General features: G+C 34.7%; 27 protein-coding genes. 20 read left to right on the top strand and 7 right to left on the bottom strand.

Going from position 1 to position 22,494, the window contains the following annotated elements:
- Position 1: 1 nt before the first annotated feature.
- The 5 genes from msbA to FIT70_RS02045 all read right to left on the bottom strand — a co-directional run bounded on the left by msbA (position 2) and on the right by FIT70_RS02045 (position 4,860).
- Positions 2-1,756 (bottom strand): lipid A export permease/ATP-binding protein MsbA, encoded by a 1,755-nt coding sequence (gene msbA, locus FIT70_RS02065; RefSeq protein ID WP_139874333.1) that lies wholly within the window; start codon positions 1,754-1,756, stop codon positions 2-4.
- Between the two features lie 31 nt (positions 1,757-1,787).
- On the bottom strand, positions 1,788-2,201 hold the full coding sequence (locus tag FIT70_RS02060) for an ExbD/TolR family protein (protein WP_139874332.1): 414 nt from the start codon (positions 2,199-2,201) through the stop codon (positions 1,788-1,790).
- A 16-nt stretch (positions 2,202-2,217) separates the two neighbouring features.
- Positions 2,218-2,820 carry a MotA/TolQ/ExbB proton channel family protein gene (locus tag FIT70_RS02055; RefSeq protein WP_139874331.1) on the bottom strand — a complete coding sequence of 201 codons (603 nt, stop codon included), beginning with the start codon at positions 2,818-2,820 and terminating at the stop codon, positions 2,218-2,220.
- Positions 2,821-2,921: 101 nt separating this feature from the next.
- Positions 2,922-3,599 carry an ABC transporter ATP-binding protein gene (locus FIT70_RS02050; protein ID WP_139874330.1) on the bottom strand — a complete coding sequence of 226 codons (678 nt, stop codon included), beginning with the start codon at positions 3,597-3,599 and terminating at the stop codon, positions 2,922-2,924.
- The gene (locus tag FIT70_RS02045) at positions 3,592-4,860 is read right to left on the bottom strand and encodes a lipoprotein-releasing ABC transporter permease subunit (RefSeq protein WP_139874329.1); all 1,269 of its coding nucleotides are present in this window, start codon (positions 4,858-4,860) and stop codon (positions 3,592-3,594) included. The genes FIT70_RS02050 and FIT70_RS02045 overlap by 8 nt, the downstream gene beginning before the upstream one ends.
- A 49-nt stretch (positions 4,861-4,909) precedes the next feature.
- Here FIT70_RS02045 and FIT70_RS02040 point away from each other — a divergent pair, with 49 nt between their 5' ends.
- The 10 genes from FIT70_RS02040 to mnmA all read left to right on the top strand — a co-directional run bounded on the left by FIT70_RS02040 (position 4,910) and on the right by mnmA (position 13,139).
- Positions 4,910-5,497 carry a riboflavin synthase gene (locus tag FIT70_RS02040; RefSeq protein WP_139874328.1) on the top strand — a complete coding sequence of 196 codons (588 nt, stop codon included), beginning with the start codon at positions 4,910-4,912 and terminating at the stop codon, positions 5,495-5,497.
- Positions 5,498-5,504: 7 nt separating this feature from the next.
- Positions 5,505-6,587 carry a bifunctional 3,4-dihydroxy-2-butanone-4-phosphate synthase/GTP cyclohydrolase II gene (gene ribBA / locus FIT70_RS02035; RefSeq protein WP_139874327.1) on the top strand — a complete coding sequence of 361 codons (1,083 nt, stop codon included), beginning with the start codon at positions 5,505-5,507 and terminating at the stop codon, positions 6,585-6,587.
- Between the two features lie 158 nt (positions 6,588-6,745).
- Positions 6,746-7,198, top strand: a complete 453-nt coding sequence (gene ruvX, locus FIT70_RS02030; RefSeq protein ID WP_139867185.1) for a Holliday junction resolvase RuvX — start codon at positions 6,746-6,748, stop codon at positions 7,196-7,198.
- Positions 7,199-7,206: 8 nt separating this feature from the next.
- Positions 7,207-7,707 (top strand): bifunctional pyr operon transcriptional regulator/uracil phosphoribosyltransferase PyrR, encoded by a 501-nt coding sequence (gene pyrR / locus FIT70_RS02025; protein WP_139870112.1) that lies wholly within the window; start codon positions 7,207-7,209, stop codon positions 7,705-7,707.
- Positions 7,700-8,653 (top strand): aspartate carbamoyltransferase catalytic subunit, encoded by a 954-nt coding sequence (locus FIT70_RS02020; RefSeq protein WP_139930448.1) that lies wholly within the window; start codon positions 7,700-7,702, stop codon positions 8,651-8,653. Before pyrR ends, FIT70_RS02020 begins: the two co-directional genes overlap by 8 nt.
- Entirely contained in the window at positions 8,650-9,927 is a 1,278-nt protein-coding gene (locus tag FIT70_RS02015; RefSeq protein WP_139867179.1) for a dihydroorotase, read from the top strand. The genes FIT70_RS02020 and FIT70_RS02015 overlap by 4 nt, the downstream gene beginning before the upstream one ends.
- 154 nt (positions 9,928-10,081) lie before the next feature.
- Positions 10,082-10,387: a hypothetical protein gene (locus FIT70_RS02010; protein WP_139930446.1), complete on the top strand. Its 306-nt coding sequence runs from the start codon at positions 10,082-10,084 to the stop codon at positions 10,385-10,387.
- 103 nt (positions 10,388-10,490) lie between these two features.
- Complete coding sequence (locus tag FIT70_RS02005; protein WP_139930444.1) at positions 10,491-11,207, top strand: YggS family pyridoxal phosphate-dependent enzyme; 717 nt, start codon at positions 10,491-10,493, stop codon at positions 11,205-11,207.
- A 26-nt stretch (positions 11,208-11,233) separates the two neighbouring features.
- Positions 11,234-12,007, top strand: coding sequence for a pyrroline-5-carboxylate reductase (gene proC / locus FIT70_RS02000; protein ID WP_139875441.1), 774 nt, complete (start codon positions 11,234-11,236; stop codon positions 12,005-12,007).
- 4 nt (positions 12,008-12,011) lie between these two features.
- Positions 12,012-13,139 (top strand): tRNA 2-thiouridine(34) synthase MnmA, encoded by a 1,128-nt coding sequence (gene mnmA / locus FIT70_RS01995; RefSeq protein ID WP_139867173.1) that lies wholly within the window; start codon positions 12,012-12,014, stop codon positions 13,137-13,139.
- Here mnmA and FIT70_RS01990 read toward each other — a convergent pair.
- Positions 13,090-13,701 carry a glutathione S-transferase family protein gene (locus FIT70_RS01990; protein WP_139930442.1) on the bottom strand — a complete coding sequence of 204 codons (612 nt, stop codon included), beginning with the start codon at positions 13,699-13,701 and terminating at the stop codon, positions 13,090-13,092. The two genes, mnmA and FIT70_RS01990, sit on opposite strands and share 50 nt — an antisense overlap.
- A gap of 54 nt (positions 13,702-13,755) precedes the next feature.
- Between FIT70_RS01990 and nadC the strand changes: the two genes are divergently transcribed.
- The 5 genes from nadC (at position 13,756) to FIT70_RS01965 (ending at position 18,592) form a co-directional block, all read left to right on the top strand.
- Positions 13,756-14,622, top strand: a complete 867-nt coding sequence (nadC, locus tag FIT70_RS01985; RefSeq protein WP_139930440.1) for a carboxylating nicotinate-nucleotide diphosphorylase — start codon at positions 13,756-13,758, stop codon at positions 14,620-14,622.
- A 73-nt stretch (positions 14,623-14,695) separates the two neighbouring features.
- Positions 14,696-16,414, top strand: a complete 1,719-nt coding sequence (locus tag FIT70_RS01980; protein ID WP_139870105.1) for an acetolactate synthase 3 catalytic subunit — start codon at positions 14,696-14,698, stop codon at positions 16,412-16,414.
- Entirely contained in the window at positions 16,415-16,906 is a 492-nt protein-coding gene (ilvN, locus tag FIT70_RS01975; RefSeq protein ID WP_139867165.1) for an acetolactate synthase small subunit, read from the top strand.
- A 20-nt stretch (positions 16,907-16,926) separates the two neighbouring features.
- Positions 16,927-17,943 (top strand): ketol-acid reductoisomerase, encoded by a 1,017-nt coding sequence (gene ilvC / locus FIT70_RS01970; protein ID WP_139867163.1) that lies wholly within the window; start codon positions 16,927-16,929, stop codon positions 17,941-17,943.
- A 4-nt stretch (positions 17,944-17,947) separates the two neighbouring features.
- Positions 17,948-18,592 carry a phosphatidylserine decarboxylase gene (locus FIT70_RS01965; protein WP_139874322.1) on the top strand — a complete coding sequence of 215 codons (645 nt, stop codon included), beginning with the start codon at positions 17,948-17,950 and terminating at the stop codon, positions 18,590-18,592.
- A 1-nt stretch (position 18,593) separates the two neighbouring features.
- Here the strand turns inward: FIT70_RS01965 and FIT70_RS01960 are convergent, their stop codons facing one another.
- Positions 18,594-19,067 (bottom strand): RNA pyrophosphohydrolase, encoded by a 474-nt coding sequence (locus FIT70_RS01960; RefSeq protein ID WP_139930438.1) that lies wholly within the window; start codon positions 19,065-19,067, stop codon positions 18,594-18,596.
- A gap of 95 nt (positions 19,068-19,162) precedes the next feature.
- On the opposite strand from FIT70_RS01960, the gene FIT70_RS01955 reads away from it, so the two are divergent.
- The 5 genes from FIT70_RS01955 (at position 19,163) to FIT70_RS01935 (ending at position 22,494) form a co-directional block, all read left to right on the top strand.
- Entirely contained in the window at positions 19,163-20,104 is a 942-nt protein-coding gene (locus FIT70_RS01955) for a YncE family protein (RefSeq protein ID WP_139874321.1), read from the top strand.
- 62 nt (positions 20,105-20,166) lie between these two features.
- Entirely contained in the window at positions 20,167-20,688 is a 522-nt protein-coding gene (locus tag FIT70_RS01950; RefSeq protein ID WP_139874320.1) for an SRPBCC family protein, read from the top strand.
- A 48-nt stretch (positions 20,689-20,736) separates the two neighbouring features.
- A complete protein-coding gene (locus FIT70_RS01945; RefSeq protein WP_139874319.1) occupies positions 20,737-21,384 on the top strand; it encodes an alpha/beta hydrolase in 648 nt (215 codons plus the stop codon).
- An 11-nt stretch (positions 21,385-21,395) separates the two neighbouring features.
- Complete coding sequence (gene xseB, locus FIT70_RS01940; RefSeq protein WP_139867152.1) at positions 21,396-21,614, top strand: exodeoxyribonuclease VII small subunit; 219 nt, start codon at positions 21,396-21,398, stop codon at positions 21,612-21,614.
- Positions 21,607-22,494 (top strand): polyprenyl synthetase family protein, encoded by an 888-nt coding sequence (locus FIT70_RS01935; protein WP_139930436.1) that lies wholly within the window; start codon positions 21,607-21,609, stop codon positions 22,492-22,494. Before xseB ends, FIT70_RS01935 begins: the two co-directional genes overlap by 8 nt.

The following is a 22,494-nucleotide window of genomic DNA, read 5'->3' as shown; positions in this document are numbered from 1 at the left end:
ACTATTTCAGACCTTTTTTGTACAAGATTGCATAATGTTTGCACCGCCTAATTAATTCTGAGTGCGTGCCAACATCAACGATTTTTGATTTATCAATCACAACAATTCGATCAGCATTCAAAATGGTAGACAATCTGTGTGCAATGACTATGGTTGTTCTATTTTTCATTAAATTGTCTAGGGCTGACTGAACATATTTTTCCGAATGTGAATCAAGTGCAGACGTTGCTTCATCGAGAAGCAATATAGGTGCATTTTTTAAAATAGCACGAGCAATTGAAATTCTTTGCCTTTGACCTCCAGAAAGTCTAACGCCCCTATCGCCAATTTCGTGGTCTAGTTTGTTTGGAAGCGGGTCAATAAATTCCCAGGCATTTGCTGCGATAGCAGCTTTTTTAACGTCCTCTATACTTACGGACCCTTCTGAACTGCCATAAGCTATATTATTCATTATTGTGTCATTAAATAAAATTGTATCCTGGCTTACCAACGAATACTGACTTCGCAGGTTTCTTAACTTAAGATCATTAATATTAATACCATCTAAAAATATTTTACCTTGGTCAATTTCATAAAATCTTGGTAATAAATTAATTAGTGTTGTTTTTCCGCCGCCAGATTTTCCGACAAGTGCCACTTTCTCACCAGGCTTAATATTTAAATTAATACCTTCAAGAATATTATCTTTACTATTTTGATATTTAAAGGTTAAGTCAGATATTTTTATATGTCCTTTTGCCCTCTTAATAAGTTTTGTGCCACGATCAATTTCTGAGGGCTCATCCATTAAACCAAATACACTTTTAGCGGCTGCTATAGCAATTTGAATTTTGTCATTAATGGAGGTTAAGCTTTTAATTGGGGCAATAATCATCAACAAGGCTGCAAAGAAAGCAGCAAATTGTCCCGCTGAAAATTTACCAAATGAATAAAAAGCAATCCCTGATAATGCAATGCCCGCTAAAATTTCTACTGTAAAGGAATTTAAAGCTGCAATTCTTATAAGCTTTGCCTGGATTTTCCTTATTTTTTCTGAAATTTTATTAAATCGACTAACTTCGTATTGGCTTGTTCCAAATATTTTAACAATTCTTTGTGCGGCGATAGCTTCATCAGATGCCATGATTAACTCGCCATTTGCATTCTGTGAAATTGTTCCTGCGGCTCTGAGTCTCGGCGACATTATTTTAAGATAATAGGCCAGGATTGGAGCTAACAATAAAAATACTAGTGTAAGTTTCCAGTCCAAATAAATCATATAGCAAACTATCCCAATAAAACTTATCCCATCCTTTATGAGATTAAATCCTATATCTGTAATCACATTTGAGAGCTGCTGAACATCGCTATTTAACTTAGAGACAATATGACTTGATGAATTTTTGTCAAAAAAATTCATTGGCAACATCATAATCTTCTTAAATAAATCAGATCTAAGACTTTCAACAACCTTCAATGAAGTTGATTTCATAAAATAGCTTGAGAATAATCCAGATAAGGCTCTTATCGACATGACCAAGAGAAGAAGGAGGGCTAAGGAAGATTGTTTATCTGCAATTCCTGACCCGAATCCCTGATCAGTAATTTTTTTAATAATGGCAAGAAATGCTGTATTCGTTAATGACAGCACAACCAATGAAATTAAACTTAAAGATAAAATAAACTTATGTTGCCAAGTATATTTAAACAGTCTTTTATAAAGATATCTAAAATTTATTGGCTGTGATGCAGTTATGTTTTTAATATTTTTTGCCATTAGGCCAAAAAAAGCTAAACCCTTTTAAAGTCTAGTTAACTTTTGTTGAGAACGTAATATGAGTTAACCCTGCCTGTCTTGAGGCTTCCATAACATTAATGACGGACTGGTGCTCACATTTCGCGTCTGCATTAATAATCACCGGTATTTCTTTTTCACCTTTTGCTGAATTTTTTAAAGCCGCAATAATAGATTCAAGGCTCTTATTTGGCAAAGGATTATCATTTATAGCGTAGACACCTTCCGCTGTAATAGACACATTAATAACATTAGGTTTCTTATCAGGGCTATTGGCTTCAGCAGTAGGAAGATTAATTTTTAATTCACTAAATCTAGAAAAGGTTGTGCTTACGACAAGGAAAATAATAATAACTAATAAAACGTCGATTAAAGGAACCAAGTTCAATTCCATCTCTTCGTGTTTTTTTCCTCGCTGAAAATTCATATGCAATCCTAATTATTTATTTACGAATGCCCATAGATTCAATCAACTTAAGCGCTTGTTGCTCCATGTCAAAAATTAAATCATCTACTTTGGATCTAAAAAATCGATAAAAAATCATAGCGGGAACCGCCACAACAATACCTGCTGCTGTGTTATAGAGAGCTACTGAAATACCTCTCGCAAATACTGCCACATCATGACCGCTGTTTGTAAATGAACTAAAAAGATCGACCATACCTATCACCGTACCTAGCAGTCCCAAAAGAGGTGCGACTGCTGCGATCGTTCCAAGTGTTGGTAAGTACTTTTCAAGCTTGTAGTTAACTCCTCTGCCTGACTCTTCTATCGCTTCTTTAATATGAGCTGCAGATGTATTTGAATTAATAAGAGCACTTGCAAAAATTTCACCCAAAAGAGAGTGTTCTTTGATTTTTGCAATCACATCTTTTTTGATTGCGCCTTGATTTAATAACTTTTGAACTTCTGGGAGAAGATCGCTTGGGGCAACAATTTCATGCCTTAAAGACCAAAATCGCTCGCCAATAATTGCCAAAGCGATAATTGATGCGAATATGAGTGGCCAAATCGGCCATCCAGCGGCTAAAATAATTTCCCACATAACTAACTCTCCAAGTATTTGATGGGTATTATTCTATCTTAATATTCGTTTAATTGCTTAAATCAACTTGTCTTAATATTCGGTTAATTGCTTAAATAAACTTACGTCTTTTTAAGTTTTCCTTGATTTAATTTATATTGAAACTTTAATTTTGATGCTAGCTGATTATCATGAGTTACTAAGACTAGAGTTGATCGATTCTCTTTGGCTAAATCAAGCAATAAATCAAATACAAAATGTGCCGTTTTACCATCTAAATTTCCTGTGGGCTCATCTGCAAGAATACACTTTGGCTTAGTGATTAAAGATCTTGCGATTGCCACTCTCTGCCTTTCGCCCCCAGATAATTCGGATGGCTTATGAGTCAGCCTTTTACCTAAGCCTATTTTTTTTAATAGGGTCTCAGCTTCCTTAAAAGCCTGTTTGTATGTATGCCTTCTAATTAGCAACGGAATTGCAACATTTTCTATAGCATTGAAATCGCTGAGCAAATGATGAAACTGATACACGAAGCCTAAATGTGTATTTCTCAAAACTCCTAATTCATCTTGACTTAAGCATGAGATATCTTGATCTAAAATTTTTACTTGTCCAGATGAGGCCTTTTCAAGTCCAGCCATAAGATGAAGAAGTGTACTTTTACCAGACCCTGAGACGCCAATAATCGCTGTATGTTCTCCCTCGCTGATATTAAGATTTAGCTTGTTAATAATTGCTTCATCTAAACCAGGAAATGTCTTAGATAAATCCTTACAAGCAATAAGTAATTTTTTAATCATGCTTTAACGCCTCAGCAGGTGAAGTGTTAGAAGCTTTTATGCTTGGATAAATTGTGGCAATAATCGATAACAAAATCGAGATAAAGGCTATAACAGTTATATCGCTTAACAAAAGCTTGGAAGGTACTTCAGAAATATAATAAATATCTTTAGATAAAAACTGAACGTTGAATAAATGCTCAATAAAAGGCACGATTGAATGAATGTTTAACGCAACAATAGTCCCTAAAAATACCCCGCTGATAGTTCCGATTATGCCAATTAAAGAACCTTGAATAATAAATATATATAGAATGCTTTTAGGTTTCGCGCCGTATGTTTTAAGAATTGCAATATCTGATCTTTTATCAGTCACCGCCATCACTAAAGTAGAAACGATATTAAATGCTGCAACCGCGATGATTAACATCAGAATGATAAACATCACTCTTTTTTCCATTTGAACAGCCGCAAAAAAATTGGCATGCTTTTTTGTCCAATCACTGACATAAAAAACACCCGATTCCGACAAGCCGTCCGATAATTTTTTTGCGACTAAAGGCGCTAAAAAAAGATCAAGAATCTTTACCCTAACCCCAGAAACGGCATCGTTCATTTGAAGGAATTTCTGAGCGTCCTCCAGATTCATTAGCGCCATGCCAGAATCATATTCATACATTCCAATTTCAAAAATACCTGAAACATTAAATTGTCGCATTCTAGGAAATGTGCCTGCAGGCGTATATGAGCCTTGCGGAATTAAAATATTAACTTTATCTCCAACCACAATACCTAGTTGCTTTGCAGTGTCTATGCCTAAAATCAAATTAAATGCATTAGGTTTTAAATCAGATAATTTACCAACCTTAACTTTCTTTTCCAGGTCATCAACATTGCCCTCAAGTTCTGATGAAATACCTCTTAACATAATCCCCTGACTTCCAAATTCACTAACCAACATACCCTGGCCATCTACATAAGGCGCCGACCCTATTACCTCCGGAGATTCATGAAGTTTTTTTGTTAAGTCTTCCCAACGTGTCAATGTATTATTTGAGCTTGTAATTTCAATATGAGAAGCCACCCCAAGGATTCGTGTTCGAAGTTCATCCTGAAAACCATTCATAACAGATAGAATAATAATGAGCGCTGAAACTCCAAGAGCTATTCCAACCATGCTTGTCATTGAAATAAAAGATATGAAGCTATTTTTTTGCTTAAACTTTATATATCTATAAGCAATCCAAACTTCAAAAGGCAGGTATTTGTTAAGTAAAGACATTTGCTTTATTTTATCAGGGTTATACATTCTAATCTGATAAAATCACCTTATGTTTACAGGCATAATTCAATCCATTGGCTCAATAAAAAAAATTGAATCTTTAAAAAAAGATGCTCGCATTACTGTAGCCTATAAGGCCAATAAAATGGGGGCAAGCAACTTGGGCGATAGTATATCTATCAATGGGGTATGCCTTACTATTCAGAAAAAACAAAATAATCAATTTATATTTCATGTATCCGAAGAAACATTAAAAAGAACTATATCTTTCACTGAAAAATCTCCAGTAAATTTAGAGAGTGCCGTTTTATATAATGGAAAAGTAGGCGGCCATTTTGTTACAGGTCATATTGATGGTATAGCAAAAATCAATAGCATTAAAACTAATAGCCAATGTTGGATTCTAGAAATCAAGCCCCCTAAAAAACTACTAAAATTTATTGCTGAAAAGGGATCTGTTGCAATAAATGGCGTAAGCCTTACAGTAAACTCAATTAAAAATGATGCTTTTAAAGTAAACATCATTCCATTTACCCTTAAGGAAACTAATTTAGGAAATCTAACCAAGGGAAGTGAAGTGAATATTGAAGTAGATTTGATTGCTAGATACCTTGAAAACATCCTCAAAAGAAAATAAAGAATAGATGATCCGTCCTATAGTTGAAATTATTGAAGATATAAAACAAGGCAAAATGGTTATCCTTGTAGATGAGGAAAATAGAGAAAATGAGGGTGATCTCGTTCTTGCAGCTGAATTTGCTAATTCAGATCATATTAATTTTATGTCTAAATTCGGACGTGGCCTTATTTGTCTCACGCTGACAGAAGAGAAATGCAAAATGCTCGAATTGCCCCTTATGGTGCAAGAAAACGAAACTCGTTTAGGGACTAACTTTACGGTATCTATTGAAGCTGCTGAAGGGGTCACTACTGGAATTTCAGCAAATGACAGAGCCACTACGATTAAAGCTGCAATTCATAAAAATGCTACCTCAAAAAGTATCGTAAGGCCCGGCCACATATTCCCATTAATATCTAAAAAAGGTGGTGTGCTTGTTAGGGCTGGCCATACTGAAGCTGGATGTGATCTTGCTCATCTTGCAGGCCTTGAATCAGCATCAGTGATATGTGAGATTCTTAATGAAGATGGAAATATGGCAAGACTTCCAGATTTAATTAAATTTTCAGAGCAGCATAATATTAAAATTGGAACAATTGCAGATCTCATCGAATACCGAAGAAAAAATGAAATATTAATCGAAAAGTTAATCGAAAAAAACATCTTAACGCCTTATGGCGAAATGAAATTAATTTTATATAAAGACAAAATCTTAGAAGAAACTCATATCGCACTTGTTAAGGGCGAAATTCAAAAAGATAAAGAAACTATTGTAAGAGTGCATGAGCCTTTATCGGTCATAGATCTTTTAGATATAGAAGACAAAAAGCACTCATGGAATGCTTTGAAGGCTATCAAAAAAATAAGTGAGAATGGCGGTGTATTAGTCTTTATAAACCACGATACAAATACCAATGATCTTTTAAATATTTTAAAAACAGAAAATACTCTGCCACTTAAGAGTCATAATGATTTAAGAAATTATGGGATTGGCTCTCAAATATTGGTAGATTTAGGAGTTAGAAAAATGAAGCTACTTTCTGCTCCAAGAAAGATGCCAAGCATGATTGGCTTTGGACTTGAAATTACAGGTTATTTAGAAAATTAATATGTGTCATTAATAAATTATGCTATCATGGCGACATTGAAAAATTATAGAAAAAATAATTTTAAAGCACACTGTCAAACTGACTTCATGTCAGTTTTTTTTTCGAAAAAAACTTCCCTTGTTAGCCTAAATTTAGAATTAAGCTCGACCAAATTACCATGTTAAATATTGAAAATCATCAAGTGATTAGTAAGCAAAGAGAAGGGAATATCATAGGATTTGATTTTGGACAGCGGCGCATAGGGGTTGCGATTGGAAACAATGTATCCAAGACAGCTCAAGCTTTAATAACAATCGAATCTGCAACGAATAATCAAAAATTCGAAGCTATTCAAAAAATTATGGAAGAATGGATGCCTGTGTCTATTGTTGTTGGGGTTCCATTTAATGTAGACGGATCTGAACATAAAGTCACTAATCTATCTAAAAAATTCGCCAAGCAACTAGAGGAAAAATACTCACTCCCCACTCATCTTATTGATGAACGCTATACTTCAATAGAAGCTAGTCATGAGCTTAAAGATAAAAAAATTGATGTAAAGAAAAAGAAACTATTAATTGACCAGATAGCTGCCAAAATTATTTTACAATCTTATCTTGATCAAATTTAAGTTAAAAAATGAATCTACCTAACGCAGAAAATCTTATAGAAAGCCTAAAAAATAAAATCAATGAAGTGATTGATGACAACACTGTTCTTATTGGAGTGCAGCGCGGTGGGGAACTTATTCTTCAAAAAATTTTACCTGGCTTAAGAAATACCGTCGCAACAGGCTCAATTGATACATCTTTCTATAGGGATGATTTTTCAAGTCGCGGCTTAAAAATAAAAAACAAGCCTTCAAAAATTGATACGGAAATTAATGGCAAGCATATTATTCTTATTGATGATGTGTTTTCTTCAGGAAGAACTGTAAGAGCTGCCATGAATGAAATTTTTGATTATGGAAGACCTGGCAAAATTACACTAGCTGTTTTAATTGACAGAAATGAGCAAGAGCTTCCTATTGCTCCGCAGATTTGTATCGAAAAAATTAGCCTCAATAAAGATCAAAATTTAGAGCTTATATTGGATGAGAATAAAAAATTTGCCTTTCAGCTAAAGGAATCTCATGTTTAATCCCCAGCTAAATAATAAAGGCAATTTAAATCATCTTTTATCTATTGAAGGTTTGTCAAAAGATAAAATTATCCAAATCTTGGATACAGCGGAATCATTCTTAAAAATAGGTGAGAGAGATGTTAAAAAAGTTCCTATTTTAAGAGGCAAAACAGTATGTAATGTTTTCTTTGAAAATAGCACAAGAACTAGAACTACTTTCGAGATTGCCGCCAAAAGACTCTCTGCTGATGTCATTAACCTAAATGTTGCTACCTCGTCTCAATCTAAGGGTGAAACTGTTTTAGATACAATCAATAATTTGATTGCTATGAATGCAGATATTTTTGTTGTAAGGCATTCATCATCAGGCGCAGCTCATTTTATCGCATCTCATGTAAAGCCAAATATTCACATTATCAATGCAGGTGACGGAAATCACTCCCACCCCACCCAAGGTCTTCTTGATGCTTTTACTATAAGAAAATACAAAACAAACTTTAATAAGCTAAAAGTGGCTATCGTCGGAGATATTCTAAATTCTAGGGTTGCACGATCTAATATTCACGCATTAAATATACTGGGCGTTCCTGAAGTCAGAGTGGTTGCTCCCAAAACATTACTTCCCGATGAAATTGAAAAGCTAGGGGTACATGTTTTTTACGATATCGACAAAGGACTTAAAGATGTAGATGTGATTATGATGCTAAGGATTCAAAATGAAAGAATGGATGGAATCATGTTGCCTTCGCAAGAAGAATACTTCAAAACTTATGGATTAAATCAAGCGCGATTAGATTTGGCGAAAAAAGATGCAATAGTTATGCATCCGGGTCCAATGAATAGAGGGGTTGAAATTGATTCAGCAGTAGCTGACAGTGAGCAATCTGTCATCCTTCCCCAAGTGACTTTTGGTATAGCTGTAAGAATGGCTGTGATGGCAATTTTAGCTGGACAACATTCATGAGTATTCTAATCAAAAATGGTCGAGTGATTGACCCAAAAAATAATATAGATGACATATTAGATATATTGGTCGTAGATGGAAAAATTACGGAGCTAAATAAAAATTTAGACTCAAAAAAAGCAAAGCAGATAATTGACGCCTCAAAAAAAATAGTTATACCAGGCATTATTGACCTTCAATTAAATTTAAGAGAGCCAGGCAACCAATATAAGTCAACATTAGAAAGTGAAATGAAAGCTGCAAATGCTGGTGGAGTCACTGGCATGGTTTGTCCTCCAGACACAACACCGATTCTAGATGAGCCAGGCCTTGTGAAAATGCTAAAGAATAAATCAGAAGCACTTAAATTAGGTAATGTATATCCTCTTGGAGCTCTCACTCAAAAATTGAATGGGAAATTATTAACCGAAATAAACGATTTATACGAATCTGGGTGTATTGGTTTTTCTCAAGCAGAAAAGCCAATACAAGACACTGAAGTTTTATATAGATCATTTCAATATCTCTCCACATTCAATTTAAAAGCATTTTTAAGAGCAGAGGATGCTTATTTATCAGAAAAAGGCATTATAAATGCCGGTGAAATCTCAACTCGACTTGGATTAAAAGGTATTCAAAGCATAAGTGAAACTACTGCTATCAATAAAATACTGGAAATAGCTCATTTAACCAAAACGAAGATTCATTTGAATAAAATATCAACTGCTGATGGATTAAATTTAATAAAAATAGCTAAAAAAAATGGTGTCAATGTAACTTGTGACGTTTCTATCCATCAAATTTTTCTTACAGACAATGATATTGGCTTCTTTAACACTAACTGTTTTTTAAAGCCTCCTTTAAGAAGAGAATCTGATCGAATGAAGATTATTGATTCAATTATTGACGGCACAATTGATGCAATATGTTCAGACCATTCACCAGTAAATGAAGATAATAAGTTAAAACCTTTCGCCGAGTCTGAATATGGTGCATCAAGCGTAGAGCTTCTGATGCCTCTTGTATACAAGCTATCCGAGGATTACAAAATAGACTTAGGCTTGCTAATCAATAAAATAACGAATCAGCCTTCAAGCATTTTGGAAATTAATAAGGGAAGTCTCTCGGTTAATTCGGATGCAGATATTTGTATATTTAACCCCGAACATTCATGGGAAATAAATTCAAAAACTTTAATTAGTGAAGGTAAAAATACACCATTTTTGAACCAAAATTTTACTGGAAAAGTATCGAGTACTTTTTTTAACGGTAATATTGTCTTTATTGGCACTTAGAAATTTAAAAAATTAAATAAAAAAACTAATTTTCGCGCGAAAAGTAATATGAAAATAATTGCAATAAAAACTTGACTAGGTTTAAAAACAAGTCCATATTTACACTTGCATTTGCAGTAAAAAAAATTTTTTTTATTCTTTGGAGTATTTTTAAATGATCAAAAAATTAATTTCAGCAATTTTTGGTTCTTCAAAACCAGCAGAAACTAATAGCACACTTCCAGCAACAATTTCTAAACCTTCAACATCAGTTAGCGCTAAGAAAAAACCAGCAGCTAAGAAAAAACCAGCAGCTAAGAAAAAACCAGCAGCTAAGAAAAAACCAGCAGCTAAGAAAAAACCAGCAGCTAAGAAAAAACCAGCAGCTAAGAAAAAACCAGCAGCTAGAAAACCAGCAGCTAGAAAACCAGCAGCTAAGAGAAAACCAGCAGCTAAGAGAAAACCAGCAGCTAAGAAATAAATATTACGGGACTTTAGGTCCCGTTTTTATTAGCAAGTTCTTTGTTGCTAAACAAACTAAAACCAAGCAAACTTCATTTTTGCTTGGTTTTTTTATTTAAATAATGCCTACAATTTCTTCAAACATTGCTCGAATCAATGAAAGCATTCTAGAGGCTGCTGCTATTAGTAATTTTCCTGAGAAAGTTACTCTGGTTGCCGTAAGCAAGGGGCATTCTTTTGATAAAATTATTGAAGCCTTTAATGCCGGAATCATAAATTTTGGAGAAAACTATCTTCAAGAAGCGCTTAATAAAAAATTACATTTAGAAGAGTTTGCAATTCAGTGGCATTTTTTAGGGCCCATTCAAAGTAATAAATGTAGACTTATCGCAGAAAACTTCGATTGGGTGCATAGCGTAGATAGAATAAAAGTCATGAAACTTCTTAATGATTTTCGACCTTCAAATGCTCCCCCTTTAAATATCTGCATTCAAATTAATTCAAGTGGCGAAGATACTAAGAGCGGCATCGGGATGAATGATGCACAATCACATTTAATGGATCTTGTTAGCACACTCAAAGAACTTCCTAAACTTAAACTAAGAGGTATTATGTCTATACCTACCAATACAGAAAGTAGCGAACAAGTCATTAATGAATTTAAATCCATGTATATGCTTTATTCCAAATTAAAAAATCAAATTGATACTGTTGATACATTGTCTATGGGAATGTCAAATGACTTCAAACCAGCGATTGAGCATGGTTCAAATCTTGTTAGAGTAGGTACCGCTATTTTTGGGGCGCGAGCAATGAAAACTCAAGGGGACGATAATTGAATATTTGTTTTTTAGGTGGTGGAAACATGGCTGCAGCTATAATTGGCGGCTTATTAAATAAAAATTATAGTCCTGCGCTTATTCGTGTGATTGAATCTGATAGTAAAAAAAGATTAGTCATTGAGAATAAATTCAAAGTTTCTTCAATGGCGGAATTTAAAAAAATTGATAAAGATGAAATTATTGTACTTGCCGTTAAGCCTCAACAAGCTGAATCTCTTCTTAAATCAATTTCCACTGAAATTTCCGAACAACTTATTTTATCTATTGCAGCAGGTATTCAAATCGAATCCATTGGGAAGTGGGCACGCGGTCATAAAAATATTGTGAGGTCTATGCCTAATGTGTGCGCTCAAATTCAGCTTGGTGTAACGGCTCTTTTTACCAAAGAAGTTTTGGATACAAAAACCAAATTAGCGGTCGAAGAAATTGTGAGCGCCATTGGAGAGTTTATTTGGTTAGATGATGAATCTAAAATGGATGCTGTTACAGCAATCTCAGGAAGTGGGCCGGCTTATATATTCTATTTTCTCAATGCATTTATTGAATCAGCGATTGAATTAGGCTTATCAAGAAATGAGGCTGAAAAATTATGTGGCAAAACTTTGCTCGGCTCATCTCATTTGGCTTTGGATCAATTAAATGACCTTCAAAATCTCATTTTATCTGTCGCTTCAAAAGGTGGCACAACAGAAGAAGGCTTGAAGCAACTTGAATCATATAAATTAAATGAAATGCTTTTAAAGGCTACTCGTGCTGCTTATGAAAAATCAAAAAAAATTGGCTTAGAGTTTAATTAATTAAATGCAAAAAAGTAAAGTCATTGTAGGTTTATCAGGCGGCGTTGACTCTTCTGTAGCTGCTTTACTCTTAAAAAACCAAGGTTATAAAGTCGTTGGTCTCTTCATGAAAAATTGGGAAGATGACGATGATGATGAGTATTGCTCAAGCAAACAAGATCTTTTGGATGCAGTATCTGTTGCCGATAAAATTGGCATTGATATTGAAGTAGTAAACTTCAGCAAAGAATATAAGGAAAAGGTATTTTCTGAATTTATTAATGAAATTAAAAGTGGCAGAACTCCGAATCCAGATATTTTATGTAATTCTGAAATTAAATTTAATGCTTTTTTAAATCATGCAATTTCAATGGGGGCCGACAAGATTGCGACTGGTCATTACGCACAAATAAAAGAAGCAGATGGCCTTTATAGGCTTCTTAAAGCAGACGATTCAACAAAAGATCAAAGTTATTTCTTGTATCGCCTTAATCAACATCAACTCTCAAAGTCTTTATTTCCTTTAGGTAATCTTCTTAAAAAAGATGTAAGGGAGATTGCTAAAAAAGAAGGCTTACATAACAGCGATAAAAAAGACTCGACGGGTATATGTTTTATTGGCGAAAGACCCTTTACAGAATTTTTGAATAAATACATAGAGAATTCTCCAGGCCCCATTAAAGATGAACACGGAAAGACTTTGGGAGAGCATATAGGCCTTATGTTTTATACTCTTGGCCAAAGACAGGGGCTTGGCATCGGCGGCTCCAAAACAAGCAATGGTGAGCCTTGGTTTGTAGTTGAAAAAAATATTAAAGAAAATGTACTTATTGTTGCTCAAGGGCATACCCATCCCCTGTTATTTAAAGATGGATTAGTTGCGAAGAAAGCTCACTGGATAGATGGGGCGTTACCAGAAAAACATTGGGTGTATGGTGCTAAAACAAGATACCGCCAACCTGATGCCCCCTGTGAAATTGATATGATAAAAGATGATTCAGTTGAAATATTTTTTGGGCAAAAACAATGGGCCATTACCCCCGGTCAATCTGTGGTAGTTTATGAGAGCAATGTATGTTTAGGCGGAGCTATTATTGAAAGTGCTATAGATAAGGCTCAGGAACCGTTGTCTGAAAAGATGGTCGCTGCATAAGCAATTCGTACAAGTCATATAGATTTAGATATTCATTCTTAAAGTCAATTTCAGGATATCTTAATTGAACGTATCCCAAAGCACTTCCGACTGCAATATCAGCATATGAAAATGTATCCTCTAGGTAATATTGTTTGCCTTCCATCTCTCGATTAAGCCATTTAAGGCTTAACCTAATCTTTTTCATTTGCTTTTCAAAAACATCAGGATTCTGTTGAGAGGCCGGCCTTCTTTTTTCCAACATAATTGCAACTGCTGCATCGCATAATCCATCAGCTATAGCTTCCCATCTTTTTAGTAATATTTTTTTATCAAAATCACTAGGTATTAAATAAAGCGGGCCGCTCTTATGGTCCACATATTCAGCTATCACCGGTGAATCAAAAATTGATATATCGTTTACCACTAATGTAGGCACTTTAGCTAAAGGATTGTATTCGTGAATAGTGCAATTTTTATTAGTAAGTACCACCTTCTCTAAAGTCACTGCAACTTTTTTCTCATCAATTAAAATTCTTATTTTTCTAGCGTACGGGCTATTGTTTGAATAAAAAAGCTTCATTTTTCTCTCAATTAAAAAAACTAAATTTATTATAATTTGATAAGCTTCTACATTATGCAAAGATCAAAAATAAATAAGAAAACTTTGATTGAAGCCATTCGAAAAAATATCAAAACGGCGCTCCAGGAAGATATAGCCAATATTGATTTATCGGCCCAACTTATCGAAGCAAAATCGTTTGCAATGGCTTATGTTAAATCTAAAGAGTCAGCCATCATTTCTGGCATTCCTTGGTTTAACTCTACCTTCTTGATGCTAGACCCAAAAATCAAAATAAAGTGGCTTGTTAAAGAAGGTGAAATTGTAAAAAAAAATCAAAGGCTTTGTGAGATTTACGGAAGAGCAAGACCGATTCTCACTGGAGAAAGGGTAGCGCTTAATTTCTTACAAACTCTATCTTCTACATCAACGATTACACAGCAATATGTCAAAGCTATTTCAAACACTGATGCAAAAATCTTTGATACACGCAAAACAATCCCGGGGTTAAGAATTGCACAAAAATATGCTGTCACGATCGGGGGCGGCAATAATCAGCGTATTGGACTTTATGATCAAATACTTATCAAAGAAAACCATATTAAATCCAGTAAAAAAATAGATAATTTACTTCCCCTCGCCCTGAAACATGCCAAAAATAAAGATATTCAAATTGAAGTTGAAAATCTTGATCAATTGAAAAAATTTCTTGAACTAGGCTTTAAAAATATATTGTTAGATAACTTTAATATTAAAAATCTTAATAAAGCTGTACTTATTAATAAAAAAAGAGCGATTCTTGAGGCGTCAGGAAACATTACGCTAAAAAATGTTAAAAAAATTGCACTCACGGGCGTAAATAGAATCTCTCTAGGCTCACTCACAAAAAATATCAAAGCAATTGATTTATCTATGAAAATTGAGACTTTTAAAAGTCTCTAAACTTGACCAAATACGCTTAAAGCGTTAAGGTTGAGGGTTTATAGCTATCTCATTAATTACAATCAATAATTCTATGAACTCAAATCACATTTCTGGAGCAGAAATTGTTATTCGATGCCTTCACGAGGAAAAAGTCAAATTCGTCTTTGGTTATCCTGGTGGCGCTGTCCTTAATATTTATGATGCTGTTTTTCAGCAAAATAAATTTAAGCATGTCCTAGTTCGTCATGAACAAGCAGCCGTTCATGCGGCTGATGCATACTCAAGATCTACTGGAAAAGTTGGCGTCGCTCTTGTAACTTCAGGCCCAGGAGCTACCAATGCTGTGACAGGTATTGCTACAGCCTATATGGACTCCATTCCTATGGTGATTATTAGCGGTCAAGTTCCAACTTACGCTATTGGGCAAGACGCCTTTCAGGAATGTGACACGGTAGGTATTACTCGTCCATGTGTAAAACACAATTTCTTAGTTAAAGATATTAAAGACATTGCATCTACAATGAAAAAAGCTTTTTATGTTGCATCGAGCGGAAGGCCTGGTCCTGTTTTAGTTGATATCCCAAAAGACATCACAGCCGAAAAATATGAGTTTAACTACCCTAAATCAGTTCATTTAAGATCTTATAACCCTATTATTAAGGGTCATAGCGGCCAAATCAAAAAAGCATTGTCACTTCTTTTAAGTGCAAAAAAACCAATGATCTACTCAGGTGGTGGCGTTGTATTGGGTGATGCCTCTTCACAATTAACTAAATTTGTTCGTACCATTGGAGCTCCTATAACAAGTACGCTTATGGGCTTAGGTGGCTTTCCAGCAAGTGATAAGCAATTTCTAGGTATGTTAGGTATGCATGGCACCTATGAAGCGAATATGGCTATGCAAGAATGTGATGTATTATTGGCTGTTGGCGCTCGTTTCGACGACAGAGTGATTGGTAATCCGGAGCATTTTTTATCCAAACCAAAAACAATCATTCATATCGACATAGATCCATCATCCATCTCTAAAAGAGTAAAGATTGATATACCTATCGTAGGTGATGTCATTTCAGTTCTTACCGAACTTAATGATCTTTTATCTAAAGAAAAAATAAAACAAAATACATCTCTTAAACATTGGTTTAAAGAAATTGACCAATGGAGATCGTTGAATTGCCTAAGTTTTAAAAATGACAAAAAACTCATTAAGCCTCAATTTGTTATTCAAACCCTTCATCAGGTCACAAAAGGCGATGCCTTTATTACTTCTGATGTAGGTCAACATCAAATGTGGGCAGCGCAATACTATCCATTTGATAAACCTAGAAGATGGATTAATTCTGGTGGACTTGGAACCATGGGAGTTGGATTACCTTATGCGATGGGTGCTCAATTAGCTCATCCTGATGCTCAGGTTGCTTGTGTTACCGGTGAAGCTTCTATACAAATGTGTATTCAAGAGCTATCTACATGCAAACAATTTCATTTACCTATCAAGATTATTAATCTTAATAATCGATACATGGGAATGGTAAGGCAGTGGCAAGAATTTTTTTATGGCAATCGCTACGCAGAATCCTATATGGAAGCATTGCCTGATTTTGTAAAATTAGCCGAAGCTTATGGCCATGTTGGAATGAAAATCGAAAAACCAAGTGATGTGGAACCAGCTCTCAAAGAAGCTTTTAGCAGCAAACTAAAAGAGCGCTTGGTCTTTATGGACTTTATTACAGATCAAAAAGAAAATGTATTTCCAATGATTCCTAATGGAAAAGGCTTGTCAGAAATGATTACAGCTGAGGATCTATAAATGAGACATATTATTTCTCTTTTAATGGAAAATGAATCTGGTGCTTTATCCAGAGTTTCAGGGTTATTCTCTGCGAGGGGTTACAACATTGAATCTTTGACTGTTGCACCTACTGAAGATGCAACGCTCTCAAGAATGACGATTGTGACTTCTGGTTCAGATGAAATTATTGAACAAATCATTAAACAACTTAATAAATTAATTGATGTTGTAAAAGTATTAGATTTAAATGATGGCAAATTTATTGAGCGGGAACTAATGATAGTTAAAGTTAAAGCAAATGCTCAGTATCGGGATGAGATGCAAAGAATGTGTGATATTTTCCGAGGCCGAATTATCGATGTTTCTGACAGCTCATTTACTATTGAGATAACAGGATCATCTAGCAAATTAGACGCTTATATTGAAAGCATTGATAAAGCTGCTATTTTAGAAACAGTGAGAACTGGTGCGTCAGGAATTGGACGCGGTGATAGAATTTTAAAAGTATAAATTAAAACTGAAAGGTTATTATGAAGGTTTACTACGATAAAGATGCTGATTTAAATTTAATTAAAAAATTGAATGTTGTTATTGTTGGTTACGGCTCACAGGGCCACGCTCACGCAGCCAATCTTAAAGAATCAGGCGTCAACGTCACTGTTGCTCTTAGAAAAGGTGGCGCATCATGGGATAAAGCCAAAAGTGCAGGACATAACGTTTTAGAAATTAATGAAGCTGTCAAAAATGCTGATGTCGTAATGCTTTTAATACCCGATGAAACAATGCCTCAGATTTTCCATCAAGAAGTTGCGCCATTCCTGAAAAAAAATGCTGTATTAGCTTTCGCCCACGGATTTAATATTCACTACAACCAAATTATTCCAAGGGATGATCTGGATGTCATTATGATTGCACCAAAAGGTCCTGGTCACACAGTGCGCTCAGAATATCTTAAAGGTGGTGGCGTGCCTTCATTAATTGCTATCTATCAAAACAAATCTGGCAAAGCAAAAGAAATTGCACTTTCATATGCAGCTGCAAATGGCGGTACTAAAGGGGGCGTGATTGAAACAGATTTCCGTGAGGAAACTGAAACTGATTTATTTGGAGAACAAGCTGTTTTATGTGGTGGCGCAGTTGAGCTTGTCAAAGCAGGTTTTGAAACATTGACTGAAGCAGGCTACGCTCCAGAAATGGCTTATTTTGAATGCTTGCATGAGCTGAAACTTATTGTAGATTTAATGTACGAAGGTGGTATTGCTAATATGAACTACTCTATCTCAAATAATGCTGAATTCGGAGAGTACGTAACTGGACCCAAAGTTATCGGCAATGAAGCAAAGTTAGCTATGAAAGAAGCCTTAAAAAATATTCAAAATGGAGAATATGCGAAGCGTTTTATCCTTGAAGGAAAAACAAACTATCCAGAAATGACCGCAAGACGAAGACTCAACGCTGAACATCCTATCGAAAAAGTTGGCTCGCAACTTAGATCAATGATGCCTTGGATCGCTAAGAATAAGCTCGTTGATCAAAGTAAAAACTAGCTTCATGGCAAAAAAAGCTTACCCAATCATAGCAAAAGAAGGCTGGCCATTTCTAATAGCATCTATTGTCATATCAGCTTTTGTATTTAATCTATGTGCTTTGTGGTCAATTCCGCTTTGGGTAATCTCTTTATTTATTCTGCAATTTTTTAGAGATCCCAAAAGAAGTACGCCCTCTAAAAAAAATATGGTGGTATCAGCAGCTGACGGCAAAGTAATTGTGATTGAAAAATGTAAAGACGATTATCTTAATAGACGCGCAATTAAAGTAAGTGTCTTTATGAATGTCTTTAATGTGCACTCAAATAAAAGCCCGATCAAATCAATTATTATGAATAAATGGTATTTTCCTGGAAAATTTTTAAATGCAGCTCTGTCAAAAGCTTCTTTGGAAAACGAAAGATGCGCGCTTCACTTAAAAACAAAAGAAGGTTTTGATATTACTTGCGTTCAAATTGCAGGGTTAATTGCTAGAAGAATTCTATGCTACGCAAATAAAGGCGATGCATTAGAAGTCGGTGAAAGGTATGGCTTTATAAGATTTGGTTCACGTGTTGACTTGTATTTACCTATCAATTCAAAGATAAAAGTTACTTTGGGCGACAAAGTTTTTAATGGTGAAACAATTATTGCTGAATTAAAAAAATAGACTAATTATCTATAAACAATCGAAGTTCGTTTAAAGCAAGCCTATAAACATCTCTTTTAAATTCAATCACCTCATTAAGAGGCAGCCAGTAATCATGCCAGCGCCATGCATCAAACTCAGGCTTCTTAGTGTTTCTTAAAAAGATATCGGTATCTTGCCCCTTCATTCTTAAGAGATACCATATTTGTTTTTGGCCTTTGTAAACACCTCTAAAATCTCTCCGAAGCCATTGAGAAGGCACTTCATATTTTAACCAGTCCTTTGTACGGCCAAGTATTTCTACATGATGTGGTTTTAACCCAACCTCCTCCATCAGCTCTCTATACATAGCCTCTTCTGGTGCCTCGCCTTTTTGAATACCGCCTTGAGGGAATTGCCATGCATGCTCTTGTGTCCGTTTAGCCCAAAAAACCTGATTCTCGGCATTGCAGATGACAATACCAACATTTGGCCGATAACCATCTTTATCAATCATAAAGGCACCCTAAGTATTTCTTTAATTTTTTCATAGATTTAGTTTAAATAAAAGCAAGAATTAAAGCTAGAATCTATTACGAAAAAAATTAAATTATGAATTTTAAAAAACTTATTTCACTCGCTCTATATTTATTACTTTGTGCTTGCTCAAGCACACCTATTGCTTACATAACTAATCAAGGCTCTGATACCGTAAGCATTGTTAATTTAAAAGAAAAAAAAGTCATTCAAGAAATTTCAGTAGGCAAAGGGCCTGTCGGAATTGCTATTTCTCTAAAAAAATCCTATGCATTTATTACAAACTCAAATGATGCCTCTGTAAATGTTTTAGATCTTCAACATAATCGTATTATTAAAACAATAAAGATTGGCGGAACACCAGTAGGAATTACCAAGTCAACCAATGAAGACTTCATCTATGTGAGCGATTGGTTTAATAGTGAAATTCTTATAATCGAAACAAAATCTTTAACAATTATTAAAAAAATAGCGGTTGGCAAATCTCCATCTGGCATGATATGTGACGCTGAGGGTAAATATCTTTTTATTTCTAATCGCGATGAGAATACTGTCGAAATATATAACCAATTTGACTTGAATCTCGTTAAGAAAATTAAGGTAGGCAATCATCCTTACGGCCTCTTCTTAAGCAAAAACTTACTTTTTGTTGTTAATGTTTTAGATGACTCAATATCTATCGTGAATACCCAATCATTCGCTACAGAAACTATTAAAGTTGGAGATCACCCTTATGGGGTTGTATCTGATACAAGAAACCAATTTGCATTTGTTACAAACACTCAAGATGACAATGTAAGTGTTATTGATCTTAAGATGAAAAAAGAAATTAAAAAAATCAAAGTAGGTGGAAATCCTGAAGGCATTGATATTGATGAAAGAGATAATATATTAGTCACTTCAAATTGGAGAAGTGACTCTATTTCGATCATTGACTTGGCTAAACATGAATATCTCTATGAAATTAAAACTGGGAAGCAAAGTCGATCTTTTGGTCAATTTATCAAAATTGACTAATGTAATATATAAAAACAATTTATAATTATCCAGTTTACTAAACACCAAAAGGCTCTATTCAAATGAAAAAAATTATTATTGGCTTTTTCCTTTTATTCGTATCAATTAATGTATTTGCTCATGGTCCATCGCCCCAGAAAGTTGAAAAATCAATCAAAATTAATGCGTCGCCTGATAAGGTCTGGGCAATCATTAAAGATTTTGGTAATTTTCAAAAATGGCAACCTCTTGTAACTGATAGCAAAGTAGAAAAAAAAGGTGAGGATACCCTGAGAACGCTTACACTAAAATCTGGTGGTAAGGTCGTTGAGAGACTCAAAGGTATCGATGAAGAGGCTATGAAGTTAAAATATGAAATCTTAGAAGGCGCAGTCCCTGTGGCAGACTATAACTCATTTATTGTTGTAGCAAAGGGTTCTGGCCCTAATGAATCTTCTGTAACATGGGTAGGACGTTTTTATAGAGTTTACAAACTCAATCCACCAATTCCACCTGGTCAAGATGATGAGACAGCAATTAAAGCTGTGACTGAAATGTATGATTCAGGACTTCCGGCACTTAAGAAATTAGCTGAAACGAAATAAAATAACTTACGTATAAAAAAGCAGAATTTAATTCTGCTTTTTTTATTTATGACACACATTATTATTGACTCTATTGAATCGCCCATAGGCTCAGTCATATTTCTTCATGGTCTAGGGGCTGATGGATTTGATTTCAAAGCTATCTTCGAAAGACCGCAGTTCAGTAAAATTCGATTTATCCTGCCCCATGCCCCTTATCAGCCAGTGTCGATCAACCAAGGTTTAGAAATGAGGGCTTGGTATGATTTGTATGATCTATCTTTGGAAAAAGATGAAGATGAATTGGGGATGCAAAAATCAAGTTTAATCATTCAAAAGTTGATTGAAGAGCAAATTTCCCTGGGCATCCCTTCCGAAAAAATTATTATTGGAGGCTTTTCTCAAGGGGCTGTAATGAGTTTTTACTTAGGATTAAAATACGATAAAAAATTAGGTGGTATTGTGGCCTTGTCAGGCTACCTTCCTTTAAAAGACAAGCTTATATCATCTATAAAAGATGATTTAATTAGGATACCAATCTTTATGGCTCATGGCCTATATGATAATGTTATAGATATACAAATTGCCGACCGCTCATTTGAAAAGCTAATAGCAAGGTTTAATTCTGCGAACTTTGAAAAATACCCTATGGGCCATGAGGTATGTGAAAAAGAAATCGATGACTTATCAACTTTCTTCAACCAAACATTCAAATAAAGATAATTTTTATGAATAAAAATTCACTCGAAGTAAATCTTAAAGAGCTTGAGTCTATTGTGTCAAAAATGGAACAAGGCGATATGGCACTTGAAGATTCGATCAAATCTTATGAAAAAGGCATGCTTCTGCTTAAATCATGCCAAGACTCCCTAAAAGAAATCGAGCAAAAAGTTTTGGTGCTTTCTGCAGAAAACACTCTCGAAAAATTCAAGCCTACTAATGAGTAACTTTCATGAATGGCTTTCTCAGAAACAAGCATTTGTTGAATCTTTGCTTGAAAAAAACTTGCCTCAAACTAGCGATGAAACTCATTTAAATGAAGCAATAAAATATAGCGTTCTAAACGGCGGAAAAAGAATGCGTTCATTACTTATACTTGCGATCGCTGAAATTGTTGAAGTGCCGCCAAATGCAATTGAAAAAATTATATGCGCTGTAGAATTCATACATGCATACTCTTTAGTGCATGATGATATGCCTTGCATGGATAACGACGATTTGAGAAGAGGAAAATTGTCTTGCCATAAAAAGTTTAGCGAAAGCACCGCCCTTCTGGTTGGAGACTCGTTGCAGTCAATTGCTTTTTCTCTTCTATCTTCACCATCGCTTCAGATTAAACCTGAAAATCAGTTAAAAATTATTCACACACTCTCTAATGCTATTGGTATTGAAGGTATGGCAAAAGGCCAGGCTTTAGATATTAATAATACCAACAAAAAAATCTCATTGGATGAACTTATAATCATGCATCAATTTAAAACTGCCGCTCTGATTAATAGCGCATGCCTGATGGCAGTGCTAGCTTCCAATAATTGTGATAAAAATACGCTAGATATAATAGATACTTATTCAAAATCAATTGGCCTTATCTTTCAAATTAAAGATGATATTCTTGATAAAGAGGCAAGCCAAGAATCTCTAGGTAAAACACCTGGCAAGGATGAAAAAGATAATAAAGCTACTTTTTTATCTTTATTAGGCATTGCAAAATCAAAAGAATTAGCCGCTAAATATTATGAAGAAGCTTTAACGGCAATTAAGCCTTTTGGTGATAAGGCATATTATTTGTCTAGTATGGCTGAATTAATAATGACACGATCACACTGA

This window comes from Candidatus Methylopumilus universalis, assembly GCF_006364435.1.
In the GTDB taxonomy this organism is placed as follows: Bacteria; Pseudomonadota; Gammaproteobacteria; order Burkholderiales; family Methylophilaceae; genus Methylopumilus; species Methylopumilus universalis.
This window is presented reverse-complemented; position numbering and strand designations above follow the sequence as displayed.